The following is a 13602-nucleotide window of genomic DNA, read 5'->3' on the forward strand; positions in this document are numbered from 1 at the left end:
CGTCATCACCACCGATACCAGGAGCCGCCACCCCGCGTCACCCCCTTGGCCCCATCCGGTCACTCCTTCCCCCGCACGCACCCCGTGCCCGGAGGGCCCCGCGCCCTGTCCGAGAGAGCACAGTGCATGGACCGTCCCCCGCCCGACAGCAGAAAGGCCCTTCCATGGCGACGCCCAGCAGACACGACAGGCTCTCCCGATCCGAACGCGACCGCCCCTCAGGAGGCAAGCGGACCGGCCCCGCGCTGACCCCGGAGGACCTCGTGCCGCACCTGCTCGGGCTGGCCCGGACACTGCGGGAGGGCGACGGGCGAACCCCACCGGAGCCGATACCCCACCAACGCACGGCCTGACGCCCCGACCCGGGTGACCATCCGGGTCAGGGCGCGGGCGGGGACGAGAAGGGGCTCCCACCCCGTCCACCGGGTGGGAGCCGCGAAGGGCGGCCGTGGCGGCCGCCGGGGTGGGGCACCGGTCCCCGCCCGCCGTCCTCGGGCGGGAACCGGCGGTCTGTGGGTCAGTCGAACAGCGTGCCCCCGAACTCCTCCGCCTCGGCCACCGCGCGCGCACGCGTGTCGATCGGCCGGGGGCGGCTGTGCCGGATGCGGTGGGCGACCCGGCGGCCCGAACGCGGGGCGGGGACCCGCGACGCGAGCACGTTCCGGGTGACCGTGTCCACTCGCACCGAACCGAAGCCCTGCGCGGTGTACTTGCCGATCCCGACCAGTTCCAGGAGCTCCAGCAGGACCGCGAAGGTCGCGACGTCCCGGGGGTCTCCGTCGACCACCTCCAGGCGCAGGCCGCCCTGCCAGCCCAGCACGGAGCGCTTCTCCGCGTGCTGGTGCTCGGACAACCCCACCTCCTCGCCGGGCAGGTTCGAGCGCCGGACCCGGGCCAGACCGGCCAGGGCCTCCTCCAGCCAGGGTGCGGCGAGTTCGGCAGGCGCGAATCGGGCCACGGCTCCCACGGCTCCGCTTCCGCCGACGATCCCCCCACCGGAGCGGTGCACGGCGCCGAAGAGCCGCCGGGGGTTGGGCCACACGTGCGGAACGCGTTCGCCGGTGGAGTCACGCGTGGTGGTCACCACCGGGGTTCGGGTGCGCACCTCGGCCGCGCGCACGGCGGCGGGCCGGTACGACCCGGTGAGCATCTCGGAGTAGGGGGTGTCGAAGGTGCGTGTGACGGAGAGGGGTTCGAGCAGGTGGTCGCCCACTCTCTGGACCCGGCCGAGCAACTCCCCCGGGTCCACGGGCGGCGGCGACTCGTCGTCCAGCCAGGTGAGCGTCCAGTGGTGCAGCCGATCGCCCAGGGGGGTCGGCCACCCGTTCATCGCCCAGCGCTTGGGCGCCGTGTGCTCGGACTCCGGCTGCGGCCACCAACGGTTGAGCAGTCCGTGGCAGTCCTCGGGCCGGATCGGCCGCGCGGCGTCGGCCCGCTCCCTCAGGATCACGGTCCACCGTCTGGGCACCGCACACCACCCCTCCCCTGGTCGGGACGGCGTACTCCTCGCCGTCCTCGTTCCTCCCACGACTACTCTCGGACAGTCCCCCGAACCCCGGTCTCCGGGGGTCTCAGCCGCCCTCCGCCATCTCCACGAGGCGCAGCACGGTGCGCCAGTTGCGGGCGGTGACCTCCCCCGGACAGTTCCGGGCGACCACCGCGGGCAGGCGCGCCGCGCGCACGCCGAGTTCGTGGTGGGTGAAGACCTCGGTGGGGGTGACGGCGATGCGCTCGCGCGGGTGGGTGGCGGGATCGATCGCGGTGAGCGCTGCGGTGTCCACCGGTTCCGAGCAGAACAGCACCATGAACGCGGAGGGGTTCTCCACTGCCAGGGGGTTGGCGGCCACCGCCGCGCGGAGCTGATCCAGCGTGCGCGTTACCACCGCGACGTCGAGACCGAACCGCTCGAGCAACGCGGCGCGCACGGCGGCGCCCACCACCCCGGGGTCGGGTTCCGCCGAGGTCAGGACCGCGTTGCCGCTCTGGATGTAGGTGGACACGTCCGTGTACCCGAGGCCGGTGAGCAGCGCGCGCAGGTCGGCCATGGCCACCTTGCGGTGTCCGCCGACGTTGATGCCGCGCAGCAGCACGATGTGTCTGGTCATACCGGCCATGGTGCCCCAGGCCGACGACGGTTCGCCGGTTGTCCGTCCGGCGCGTGGGGACCACAATGGCCTGGCCAGTGTTGACCCACGTCGAAGCGGAGGGCCCATGCCCCTTCTGAGCCACACCCTCGCCCTCACGGCCCTGGGCCGGGAGGACCTCGCACGGACGGTGTCCTCGGCGTACGGGGTCCTGCACGGGGCGCGCTTCGGCGAGGACGGCCGGCTGCTCCTGCCCTCCGAGGAGGAGTCGCGGCGCCTTGAGCACAGGGCTCGGGAGCTGGGCCTCTTGCTCACGGAGGAGGAGAGGGCCGCGTACGGCCGTCGGGTGGGGGACCCGTTGGACGGGGCGAAGGTCACCGGGGCCCCGGCGGGCTCCACCGAGCGGGAGGTGACCGCCCAGGACCTCGCGGACGAGGTCGTCGTGAGCGAGGCCGAGCTCTCCCTGCGCCTGCTGTCCGGCGAACACCTGGCCCCGGGCAGCACCTACCTGGCCACCGAGGTCGACCCTCAGGGGCGGCCGGTCTTCGCGCCGGACGGTGAGGGCTGGGTGGGCACCGACCTGACCGTGGCCTCCTGGGACGAGTCCGGGGTGTGCTCGGTCGACTTCGCCATGCGGGAGGACGCCGGGACCGGCGGCGCCACGGAGAACGGCGCGGAAGGCGGGGAGGGAGCCCCGTCCACCACCGGCACGGTGGTCCACGACCACGCGGAGGAGACGCTGACCCTCGAGGCGGACCTGCGCTTCCCCGTGGAGAGCGCCATGGCGCGCTGGGGTTCGCGCCTGTTGCGCGCCCGCGTGCGCGTCCGCGTGGACCTGCCGGGCTGGTTCGCGGCGGCTGACGGCACCGCGACCGCTCCCCCGGTGACCCTGGAGGTGGACCACCGGCTGGTCCGGGCGCGGGGGCAGGCCGTCCCCGCCCCGGGGCCGGACGGAACGTGGTCGGTCTCGGGCCAGCTGGACGTGCGCGGTGTCGGGTTGTCGCGCCCGATCGTGGCGGTGGCGGCGTGGGCGATGGGCCGTTCCCTGCGCCGCTCCGAGCAGTGGTCCGTGGAGTCGGGCACCGCACGGTTCCAGGAGGGCTGGGACGACGTCGCCCGCGCGCTCCCCTCGGTGCCGGGGTTCCTCGACGACGTGGCCCGGACCTACGCCCGCGCCCGTCCGGACGACCGCCCCCGTACCCCGGACCTCTGATCCCAGCCGTCCCGAAACCCAGCCGTCCCGAACCCCGCGGGCCGGGTGTCCCGGCTCTCTGACGGGTCAGTCGCGTTCGGCGCCCCAACCCGTGAGCGACCGGACTCGCAGCTCCGTGAAGCGCGCGCTGTTGCGCTCCCGCGAGAGCAGACTGCCCACGATCGCGCAGGCGAAGCCGATCGGTACGGCGACCAGCGCCGGGTTCTCCATGGGAAAGACCTGGATGTCGATCCACGCGGGCAGCACGGACAGGTTCTGACCGGTGACGGGGTCGGTCTTGCCGGACATCACCGGTGAGAACAGCATCAGCAGCAGGGTCGCGGACAGCCCGCCGTAGATCCCCCACTCCACACCCCGGGTGTTGAAGCGGCGCCAGAACATGGTCAGGACGATGACGGGCAGGTTGGCGGCGGCCGCGATGGCGAAGGCCAGCCCGACCAGGAACGCCACGTTCTGGGCCTGCGCCTGCACCGCCAGTGCGATGGAGACCGCGCCGATCACGCACGCGGACAAACGGGCCACCCCCACCTCCTGGGACTCGCGCGGGCGCCCCCACATGAGGATGTGGCCGAACAGGTCGTGTGCGATCGAGGAGGACGAGGCCAGGGTGAGACTGGCGATCACCGCGAGGATGGTGGCCAACGCCACCGCCGAGATCAGGGCGAGCAGCACGGCGGCGCCCACCGGCCCGGCGGTCTGACGGCCCACCTCCTCGGCGAGCAGTGGGACCGCGGAGTTGCCCGAGGGGTCCAGGGCCAGGATGCGCTCGGACCCCACCAGGGCGGCGGCGCCGAACCCCAGAGCGAGGGTCATCAGGTAGAAGGCGCCCACCATGGCGATGGTGTGGTTGACCGAGGAGCGGGCGGCCCGGCCGTCGGTCACCGTGTAGAAGCGGGTCAGGATGTGCGGCAGGGCGACGGTACCCAGGACCAGCGCCAGTCCCAGGCTGACCAGGTCCATCTTGTTGAAGAGGGTCCGTACCGGGTCTCCGGGGACCTCGGAGCCGAAACGCAGACCGGGTTCGAGGAAGGCCTGTCCGTGGCCGCTGGCCTCCGCCGCGCCGCTGAGCAGGGCGCGCGGGTCGAAGGAGAACAGGGCCAGCACCAGGACCGTGAGCAGGCCGGTGGCGGTGAGCAACACCACGGTCTTGACGATCTGGAGCCAGGTGGCCGCCTTCATCCCGCCGAACATGACGTAGACGATCATCAGCACGCCCACGAGCACGATGGCGCCGGTGCGGGCCTGGGCGGCGTCCAGCCCGAGGAGGGTTCCGCCGTCGTGCAGGCCGAACAGGACCGAGACGAGGGCGCCCGCCCCCACCATCTGGGCCACCAGGTAGAAGAGGCAGACGGTGACCGTGGACACCGTGCAGGCCAGGCGCACCCGCATCCGACGCATGCGGAAGGCGGGCAGGTCGGCCATGGTGAAGCGGCCGGTGTTGCGTGTGAGCTGGGCCATGGGCAGCACCAGCAGCCAGGCCACCAGGAAGCCGATGGAGTACAGGAAGCCGTCGTAGCCCTGGAGGGCGATCATCCCGGCGATGCCGAGGAAGGAGGCGGCGGACAGGTAGTCGCCGGTCAGCGCGAGGCCGTTCTGAGTGCCGGAGAAGCCGCGCCCACCGGCGTAGAAGTCGACTGTGCCCTTGGTGGCACGCCGGGCTCGGATGGTGATGGCCAGGGTGACCAGGACGAACACGGCGCACAGGCCGATGGTCCAGGCGTGCGCGGCCTCGATGGGACCGTCGGGGACGAGGGCGCTGGTGAACGGGGGCGGGGCCGTGGCGTCCATCAACCGGCCACCCGTCCGTCGAGGGTGTCCTCGGCCCGCGCCCGCTCGCGGATCTCCTCGGCGAGGGGGTCGATGGAGCGGGCGGAGAGACGGCCGAAGGCCCAGGCGAGCACGAAGGTGAGCAGGAACTGGCCGATCCCCATCGCCAGAGCGATGTTGACGGGATCGATGATCCGCACACTCATGAAATCGCGCGCGAAGGCGGAAAGGAGAAGATAGGAAAGGTAACTCACCAGGAAGGCGCCGACCAGGAACCCGGCCTGAAGTGCGAATCTCCTTCGGAGTTTCACGAATCGAGGATCGACGGACATGCGTTCACAGGCGTGCGCCATATCCGCCTCGGTCCGGCCGTGCGCCGATCCGGTCCCGCTGGCGCGGTACGGCTCCCCCGAGCCCCCGCCGCGCCTTCTTGACGTGCCTTCCATGTACTCGACCACGGCCATCCCCCCGAACACGGAAAATCCCTCCCCGCGCACGCGGGGCCCTTGTGTGTGGCGCCGAATCCGCTCCCCCGCGGGCCCGGCCTTTCCCTCGGCGCGCGCCGCCTCGGGCGCGTCGGCCGTTTCCCGGGGTGATCCGTCCTCTTCCTGGAACGGCCCCTCTCCCCCGTCGGGAACTCACACTAACCAGGGTCCGCGCGCCGTGTTCACCAAATACACAAATCGGCTGGAACATATGCCGGCGACCGGAACGGGAAAGGGGGAGGAGCATTGTGGAACAGCGCGGAAGGACGGGACGCTCCGTGACGGAGACCGGGATCACGAACCGTCACCCCGAATGGACCGCCTGGTCATCCGGGCCACACGCACCGCCGGACGGCGCGATGACCCCTCCGACTTCGCTAGGCTTCGGGGCGACCCCGACCCATCACGGAAACCGGTCTCATCACCCGTTTCCGCGTTCGTACACGTGTATGATTACAGGGGTCCGCACAGTTCACGCGATACCGAAGGGAAATCCCCGCCGTGGTCACCGAGGTCTTCACGCGCAAGTACTGCGATCCCCACGCCGTCCGCGAGGAGAAGGTCGAGGCGACTGAGGTCATCCAGTTCGCCTGGGAGGGCGCCGTCCGTGAGGTCGACGCCTGCGACGAGTGCTTCAAGGAGCACGAGACCCGCTACGAGCCCCTCGTCGACTACTCGCGTTCGGTGAAGAAGCGCCGCGTCACCAAGAAGGCCGCTTCCTCCACCGCCGAGAAGCCCGAGGGCTCCGACAGCGACGCGGACAGCGACGACGACAACTAGGTCGTGCGAGCGCGCCGGGGGGCCACCCCCCGGACCACTCCCTAGGTTCACCCGGGCGGTCCCACGGGAACGCCCGGATCGACCTCATCGCGTCAACCGCGAAACGGGGGTCGGTGGGCACCACGGTGCCCGCCGGCCCCCGTTCGCGTGCGCCATCCGGGCCACCGCCCGCCCCGGATGGCGGCCGGGCGGTCGCGATGATGTCGGTCAAGAAGAGGGCGGCGTCGCTCTACTGCCACCGGAACACGGTGGTCAACCGCCGACAGGCCTTCCGTGAGGCGACCGGGCTGGACCTGACCGTTCGCCGTGAGGGCGCGCTGGCCCTGGTCCTGTTCTCCGACCCCGACGGTGTCGACGGGCCCTGGCGTGAGGTGGGCCCGTGAAAGCGCGTTCGTACCCTCCGGGAGGGGGTGCACCCTCCGCCGCGTCACGACGCTGGGCCGCGACGGAGGGACGCGCACCGACACACCTCCACTGTGGGGGCCGCGGGTTTCACCGAGGTGAGGTCCCCGTTGAGTTCCGGGTTCGTTTCGTTTCCCAGGGCCCCGGCGACGCGGGAGACGCCGGAGTGGCGCCACCCGCGTCGGCGCCCGGGGGATCAGGTACGGCCGGAGACCAGGGCGCCGTCCTTCCACACCGCCGCCACCTGGGGAACACCGGGCCGGTAGGCCAGGTAGAGGTGGTTCGGGGCGTCGAGCAGGGTGAGGTCGGCACGGGCTCCCGGGGAGAGACGGCCCACGTCGTCGCGGCGCAGCGCCAGAGCGCCGCCCCTGGTCGCCGCCCACACCGCTTCGTCCGGGGTCATCCCCATGTCCCGCACACCCACGGCGATACAGAAGGCCAGGCTGGACGTGAAGCACGAACCCGGGTTGCAGTCGCTGGCCAGGGCCACGACCGCGCCCGCGTCGATGAGGGAACGGGCGTTCGGGTACGGCTGGCGGGTGGAGAAGTCCACACCGGGCAGCAGCGTGGCCACCGTGGGTTCGGGGCGCTTCGCGGCCTGGGCGAGGGCGTCCACGTCCTCGCCGGACAGGTACGTGCAGTGGTCGACCGAAGCGGCTCCCAGCTCCACGGCCAACCGGACCCCGGGCCCCTCGCCCAGCTGGTTCCCGTGCACACGGGGCAGCAGCCCCCGCTCCATCCCGGCGGTGAGCACCCGGCGGGAGGCCTCCTCGTCAAAGGCCCCGCGCTCACAGAAGACGTCCACCCAGCGGGCGTGCGGGGCGCAGGCGTCCAGCATCGGCCCGGTGACCAGGTCCACGTAGGCGGCCGGGTCGTCGGCGTACTCGGGGGCCACCACGTGGGCGCCGAGGAAGGTGACCTCGTCGGTGACCCGACCGGCGACCTCCAGGGAACGGAGCTCGTCCTCGACGGTGAGCCCGTACCCGGATTTGACCTCCAGGGTGGTGGTGCCCTGCGCGTGCGCCTCACGGACGAACCGCCGCGCGCCCGCCAGGAGTTCGGCGTCGCTGGCGGCACGGGTGGCCGCCACCGTGGTGCGGATGCCGCCCGCCGAGTACGGCGTGCCGCTCATCCGGGCGGCGAACTCGCGGCTGCGGTCACCGGCGAAAACGATGTGGGAGTGGCTGTCCACGAACCCGGGGATCACGCAGCGTCCGGCCGCGTCCACCCGGGCGTCGACGGCGGGCGCCTGCGCGCGCGGCCCCGCCCAGGCCACGCGTCCGTCCTCGATCACCAGGGCGGCGTCACTGATCTCACCCAGCCGCCCCTCCCCCAGTTCGGGGTCGTTGGTGACCAGGGTGCCGATGGCGTCGACGAGGATCGTGCCGGGCGTCGCGGGCCCGTTCTCGGTCTCGGTTCCGGGGCCGGTCGGGGTCACAGCAGCTCCTTGATGACGGCGTCGAGTTCTCGGGCGGTGTCGGGCAGGCGGACGTGCACACCCTCGCGGACGGTCCAACGCCCGTCCACCATCACGTGCCGCACGTCGGCGGCGGTGGCGGCGAAGACCACGGCGTCGGTGGCCCGCGCGGGATCGGCGCCGGCCAGGCGCACACCGTCCAGGGACACGTTGACCAGGTCGGCGCGGGCTCCGGGTGTGAGGGTCCCGGCGTCGTGCCAGCCGAGTCCGGCGTGACCGTCTGCGGTGGCGGCGCGCAGCAGTTCCCCGCTTCCCAGGGTGCCCCGACGGTGGGTGCGCAGACGTTCGTGCAGCTCCACGGCGCGGGCCTCCTCGAACAGGTCCAGCTGGGCGTGCTGGTCGGTTCCCAGGCTGATCGGGACCCGAAGCGGGGCGGCCACGAGGTCGCCGGTGCGCGGGAGGCCGTCCGCGAGGTCGCGCTCGGTGGTCGGGCACAGGCACACGGCGGACCCGTGGGCTCGGACCGTGTCCACGTCGGCGTCGGTGAGGTGGGTGGCGTGCACCAGGGTGGTGCGTTCGGTGAGCGCCCCCGCCTCGGCCAGCACGCGCACGGGGGTGGTCCCGTGCGCGGCCAGGCAGGCGGCGTTCTCTGCGGGCTGCTCGGAGACGTGGACGTGCAGCGGCAGCTCGCCCGCGTCAGCGAACCGGGCGACGGAGGGCAGGTCCCCGACGGGTACCGCGCGCACCGAGTGCGCGGCGGCGCCCACCCGGGCGTGCCTCCCCCGGGGGGCGAACTCACTCACCCTGGCGGCCCAGGCGTCCGCCGTGCCGTCGCCGAAGCGCAGCTGCGGTCCGGTCAGGGGCAGCTGGGCCCCGTCCTCACCGAGACCGCCGGAGAGGTAGCACACGTCCAGCAGGGTGATCCGTACCCCGGCGTCGGCGGCGGCCGCGACCAGGGCCTGCCCCATGGCGTTGGGGTCGGCGTAGCGCTGACCCTCCGGGCCGTGGTGCAGGTAGTGGAACTCTCCCACACACGTCACTCCGGCCAGAGCCATCTCGGCGTAGGCGGCCCGGGCCAGGCGGTGGTAGGAGTCCGGGTCGAGGCGATCGGCCGCCCGGTACATCACCTCGCGCCAGGTCCAGAAGGACCCGCCCCCGGCGTGGGTGCGGCCGCGCAGCGCCCGGTGGAAGGCGTGCGAGTGCGCGTTGGCCAGGCCGGGCAGGGTGAGTCCGGGCAGACGCTCGGCGCCGTCCGGGGCGGAGCCCGAGACCACCGAGGCCAGGCGTCCGGCCGCGTCGACGGTCAGGAGCACTCCGGGTTCGGGGGCCGCGCCGCCGAGCCACGCCCACTCGCACCAGTACCGGCCCTCCCCCGTCACGGTGTCCCCCCGGGGACCGCGAGCAGGTCGGCCAGGACGTCGGCCAGGGCGACGACCCCGGCATGGCAGTCCTCGGGACGGGCCCACTCCTGCGGTGAGTGGGAGATCCCGGTCGGGTTGCGCACGTACAGCATCGCCGTGGGCATATGCGCGGAGAGCACCCCGGCGTCGTGCCCGGCCCCGGTGGGCAGGACGGGGACCGGACCGGCGGACTCGGCGGCGCGGGTCCCCACAATCCCGGCGAGCCGGTCCCGCAGGTCGTGGGAGAACTCCACCAGCGGCGTGGTGGACTCGGCCGACACCGCGAGGGCGACCCCGTGGTCGCGGGCCGCCCGTTCGGCGGCCTCACGCACACCCCCGACCACTGAGGCCAGGGTGTCCTGGTCGGCGGCCCGGGCATCCAGCCAGGCGCTGACCAGCGAGGGGATCGCGTTGGTGCCGTTGGGGGTGATCAGGCCCTTGGCGACCGTGGCGCGGGCGTCGTGCCGCTCGGCCAGCGAGCGCGCGGCCAGGATCGTGTGGGCGAACGGGAGCATGGGGTCCTCCCGGTCCTCCATGCGGGTGGTGCCCGCGTGGTCGGCCCGGCCCCGGAAGTCCATCCGCCACCGGCCGTGCGGCCAGATCGCGCTGGCCACGCCCACGGCGTGGTGGGTGTCCTCCAGGGCCCGTCCCTGCTCCACGTGCAGCTCGACGAACACGTCCAGCCAGGAGAGGAGTTCGGGGTCGGGTCCGATCGCCTCGGGGTCCAGTCCCACCCCCTCCATGGCCCGCTCCCAAGTGACGCCGGAGGCGTCGGTGAGGGACCGGGCGCGGTCGGGGTCGATCTCCCCGGTGCTCAGGCGGCTGCCCAGGCAGGGCACACCGAACCGGCCGCCCTCCTCCTCGACGAACACCCCCAGGACCAGGGGTCGCGCGGGGGTGAACCCCCGGGCTCGCAGCTCGTCCACGGCCGCCAGGGCGCTGGCCACTCCGAGGGGGCCGTCGAAGGCCCCGCCGTCGGGCACCGAGTCCAGGTGGGAGCCGGTGGCCACGGCTCCCGGGCCGGGCGTGCCCCACCAGGCCCACAGGTTGCCGTTGCGATCGGTGCGCACGTCCAGGCCCCGGGCGGCGGCCGCCTCGGTGAACCAGGCGCGGGCGTCGGTGTCGGCGCCCGCCCAGGAGTGACGGTGGTAGCCACCGCTGTCGGCCGAGCGCCCGACGGGGTCGAGGTCGGCCCAGAGCCGGTCGAAGCTCACTCGCCCTCCTTCATGGGCACGCGGATGCCGTGTGCCTCGGCGACCCGCTCGGCCTCCTCGTATCCGGCGTCCACGTGGCGGATGACGCCCATGGCGGGGTCGTTGGTGAGCACCCGCTGGAGCTTGGCCGCGGCCAGCTCGGTGCCGTCCGCCACGCTCACCTGACCGGCGTGGATGGAGCGGCCCATGCCGACCCCGCCACCGTGGTGGATGGACACCCAGGAGGCGCCGGAGGAGGTGTTGACCAGGGCGTTGAGCAGCGGCCAGTCCGCAATGGCGTCCGAGCCGTCCTTCATGGCCTCGGTCTCGCGGTAGGGCGAGGCCACCGAACCGGTGTCCAGGTGGTCGCGGCCGATCGCCAGCGGAGCGGTGATCTCTCCGGAGGCCACCAGCTCGTTGAAACGCTGACCGGCGGCGGCCCGCTCGCCCTGGCCCAGCCAGCAGATGCGGGCCGGCAGGCCCTGGAACGCGACCCGCTCCCTGGCCATGCGGATCCACCGGGCCAGGTGCTCGTTGTCGGGGAACAGGTCGAGGATGGCGTCGTCGGTGCGGGCGATGTCGGCGGGGTCGCCGGACAGCGCGGCCCACCGGAACGGCCCCTTGCCCTCGCAGAACAGGGGCCGGATGTAGGCGGGCACGAACCCCGGGAAGTCGAAGGCGCGGGTGAACCCGCCCTCGCGGGCCTCGTCGCGGATGGAGTTGCCGTAGTCGAAGACCTCCGCTCCCGCGTCGAGGAAGCCGACCATGGCCTCCACGTGCGCGGCCATGGACTCGCGGGCCCGGACGGTGAACTCCTCGGGCTTGGCCGCCGCCAGGGCCTTCCAGTCCTCGAAGGACACGCCCAGCGGCAGGTAGGCCAGCGGGTCGTGGGCCGAGGTCTGGTCGGTGACGATGTCGATCGGAGCACCACGGGAGAGGAGTTCGGGGAAGACCTCCGCCGCGTTGCCGAGGACGCCGATGGACAGCGGCCGGCGCTCGTCACGGGCGCGTACGGCCAGGTCCAGGGCCTCGTCCAGGCTCCGCGCGCGCACGTCCAGGTAGCGGTGCTCGATACGCCGGTCGATCCGGCTGCCGTCGCACTCGACCACAATCGCCACGCCGTCGTTCATGGTGACGGCCAGGGGCTGGGCGCCGCCCATGCCGCCGAGTCCGGCGGTCAGGGTGATGGTCCCGGCGAGGGTGCCGCCGCTGTGCCCCCTCGAACCCAACTTCGCGGCCACGGCGGCGAAGGTCTCGTAGGTGCCCTGGAGGATGCCCTGCGTGCCGATGTAGATCCACGAACCGGCGGTCATCTGCCCGTACATGGTGAGGCCCTCGGCCTCCAGTCGGCGGAACTCGGGCCAGTTCGCCCAGTCCCCCACCAGGTTGCTGTTGGCCAGCAGCACGCGCGGCGCCCACTCGTGAGTGCGCATGATCCCCACGGGGCGGCCGGACTGCACGAGCAGCGTCTCGTCGTCCTCCAGGTCGCGCAGGGACGCGGTGATGCGGTCGAAGCTGCGCCAGTCCCGGGCGGCCTTTCCGGTGCCGCCGTAGACCACGAGGTCCTCGGGGTGCTCGGCCACCTCGGGGTCGAGGTTGTTGTGGAACATGCGCAGGGCCGCCTCCTGCTGCCAGCCCTTGGCCGACAGGGTGAGGCCTCGGGCCGCGCGGACGGTGCGTGAGTTGCTCATCGTGGTCTCCTCAGGGGGCTAGGCGAGCGGGGTGACGGTCTCTGCGGCCTCGACGATCGAACCGTCGGCGACCAGGGCGGCCACGGTGGCGATCTCGGGGGCCAGGTAGCGGTCGGGGCCGGGACCGGCGACCCTTTCGCGCACGGTGCGCAGGACCGCGCCGGTGGCGGGACCGGGCTCCAGCGGGGAGCGCAGGTCGAGGGCGCGTGCGGCGGTGAGCAGCTCCACCGCCAGCACGTTGGTGAGTCCGTCCACCGCGCGGCGCAGCTTGCGGGCGGCGGCCCAGCCCATGGACACGTGGTCCTCCTGCATGGCCGAGCTGGGGATGGAGTCGACGCTGGCGGGCACGGCCAGGCGCTTGAGCTCGGAGACGATGGCGGCCTGGGTGTACTGGGCGATCATGTGGCCCGAATCCACTCCGGGGTCGTCGGCGAGGAAGGCCGGAAGACCGTGTGAGCGGGAGACGTCGAGCATGCGGTCCGTGCGGCGCTCGGCGATCGAGGCCGTGTCGGCCACGGCCACGGCCAGGAAGTCCAGCACGTAGGCGACCGGCGCCCCATGGAAGTTGCCATTGGACTCCACCCGGCCGTCGTCGAGCACGACGGGGTTGTCGATGACGCTGTCCAGCTCGCGTCCTGCCACGAGCAGGGCGTGGGCGAGGGTGTCGCGGGCGGCTCCGGCCACCTGCGGGGCGCAGCGCAGCGAGTAGGCGTCCTGGACCCGGTTGCAGTCCGGGCCGCGGTGGGAGGCGACGATCGGCGAGTCCGCGAGCATCGCGCGCAGGTTCGAGGCCGAGGCTGCCTGGCCCGGGTGCGGACGCAGTCTCTGGAGCTCCTCGGAGAAGACCCGGTCGGTGCCGAGCAGGGCCTCGACGCTCATGGCGGCGGTGACGTCGGCGACCTTGAGCAGGCGCTCCAGGTCCATGCAGGCGATGGCCAGCATGCCGAGCATGCCGTCCGTGCCGTTGATGAGGGCCAGGCCCTCCTTGGCGCCGAGTTCCACGGGCGCGATGCCCGCCGCGGTCAGGGCGTCGGCGGCCTCCCGGAGCTCACCGTCGGCGTCACGGACCTGCCCCTCGCCCATCAGGGCCAGGGCGACGTGGGACAGCGGCGCCAGGTCGCCCGAGCAGCCCAGGCTGCCGTACTCGTGGACGACGGGGGTGATCCCGGC

The 13602-nt window shown here is 73.0% G+C and carries 13 protein-coding genes; 4 read left to right on the top strand and 9 right to left on the bottom strand.

Annotation, left to right across the window (positions count from 1 at the left end):
* The first annotated feature begins 164 nt into the window (after positions 1–164).
* Positions 165–353, top strand: a complete 189-nt coding sequence (locus tag D452_RS29705) for a hypothetical protein (RefSeq protein WP_083927536.1) — start codon at positions 165–167, stop codon at positions 351–353.
* A 164-nt stretch (positions 354–517) separates the two neighbouring features.
* On the opposite strand, the gene cas6 is transcribed toward D452_RS29705, so the two are convergent.
* Together cas6 and D452_RS0115875 are read right to left on the bottom strand one after the other, a co-directional pair.
* Positions 518–1468 carry a CRISPR system precrRNA processing endoribonuclease RAMP protein Cas6 gene (cas6, locus tag D452_RS0115870; protein WP_017545140.1) on the bottom strand — a complete coding sequence of 317 codons (951 nt, stop codon included), beginning with the start codon at positions 1466–1468 and terminating at the stop codon, positions 518–520.
* Positions 1469–1571: 103 nt separating this feature from the next.
* A complete protein-coding gene (locus tag D452_RS0115875; protein WP_017545141.1) occupies positions 1572–2114 on the bottom strand; it encodes a DUF1697 domain-containing protein in 543 nt (180 codons plus the stop codon).
* Between the two features lie 97 nt (positions 2115–2211).
* On the opposite strand from D452_RS0115875, the gene D452_RS0115880 reads away from it, so the two are divergent.
* A complete protein-coding gene (locus D452_RS0115880; protein ID WP_017545142.1) occupies positions 2212–3297 on the top strand; it encodes a hypothetical protein in 1086 nt (361 codons plus the stop codon).
* A 66-nt stretch (positions 3298–3363) separates the two neighbouring features.
* Here D452_RS0115880 and D452_RS0115885 read toward each other — a convergent pair whose 3' ends face one another.
* Positions 3364–5085 (bottom strand): solute symporter family protein, encoded by a 1722-nt coding sequence (locus tag D452_RS0115885; RefSeq protein WP_017545143.1) that lies wholly within the window; start codon positions 5083–5085, stop codon positions 3364–3366.
* On the bottom strand, positions 5085–5522 hold the full coding sequence (locus tag D452_RS0115890) for a DUF485 domain-containing protein (protein ID WP_026129360.1): 438 nt from the start codon (positions 5520–5522) through the stop codon (positions 5085–5087). The genes D452_RS0115885 and D452_RS0115890 overlap by 1 nt, the downstream gene beginning before the upstream one ends.
* A gap of 528 nt (positions 5523–6050) precedes the next feature.
* Here D452_RS0115890 and D452_RS0115895 point away from each other — a divergent pair.
* Together D452_RS0115895 and D452_RS0115900 are read left to right on the top strand one after the other, a co-directional pair.
* Complete coding sequence (locus tag D452_RS0115895; RefSeq protein WP_017545145.1) at positions 6051–6329, top strand: hypothetical protein; 279 nt, start codon at positions 6051–6053, stop codon at positions 6327–6329.
* Between the two features lie 200 nt (positions 6330–6529).
* Positions 6530–6712, top strand: a complete 183-nt coding sequence (locus D452_RS0115900) for a helix-turn-helix domain-containing protein (protein WP_239646404.1) — start codon at positions 6530–6532, stop codon at positions 6710–6712.
* Between the two features lie 215 nt (positions 6713–6927).
* On the opposite strand, the gene hutI is transcribed toward D452_RS0115900, so the two are convergent.
* From hutI to D452_RS0115925, 5 genes are all read right to left on the bottom strand, one after another.
* Entirely contained in the window at positions 6928–8112 is a 1185-nt protein-coding gene (gene hutI / locus D452_RS0115905) for an imidazolonepropionase (RefSeq protein ID WP_026129361.1), read from the bottom strand.
* 53 nt (positions 8113–8165) lie between these two features.
* Positions 8166–9527 (bottom strand): formimidoylglutamate deiminase, encoded by a 1362-nt coding sequence (locus tag D452_RS0115910; protein WP_017545148.1) that lies wholly within the window; start codon positions 9525–9527, stop codon positions 8166–8168.
* Complete coding sequence (locus D452_RS0115915) at positions 9524–10762, bottom strand: allantoate amidohydrolase (protein WP_017545149.1); 1239 nt, start codon at positions 10760–10762, stop codon at positions 9524–9526. The genes D452_RS0115910 and D452_RS0115915 overlap by 4 nt, the downstream gene beginning before the upstream one ends.
* Complete coding sequence (gene hutU, locus D452_RS0115920) at positions 10759–12432, bottom strand: urocanate hydratase (protein ID WP_017545150.1); 1674 nt, start codon at positions 12430–12432, stop codon at positions 10759–10761. Before hutU ends, D452_RS0115915 begins: the two co-directional genes overlap by 4 nt.
* An 18-nt stretch (positions 12433–12450) precedes the next feature.
* Positions 12451–13602 (bottom strand): histidine ammonia-lyase (locus D452_RS0115925; RefSeq protein WP_017545151.1); only part of this gene is annotated, 1152 nt, incomplete at its 5' end.

The organism is Nocardiopsis prasina DSM 43845 (assembly GCF_000341265.1).
In the GTDB taxonomy this organism is placed as follows: domain Bacteria; phylum Actinomycetota; class Actinomycetes; order Streptosporangiales; family Streptosporangiaceae; genus Nocardiopsis; species Nocardiopsis prasina.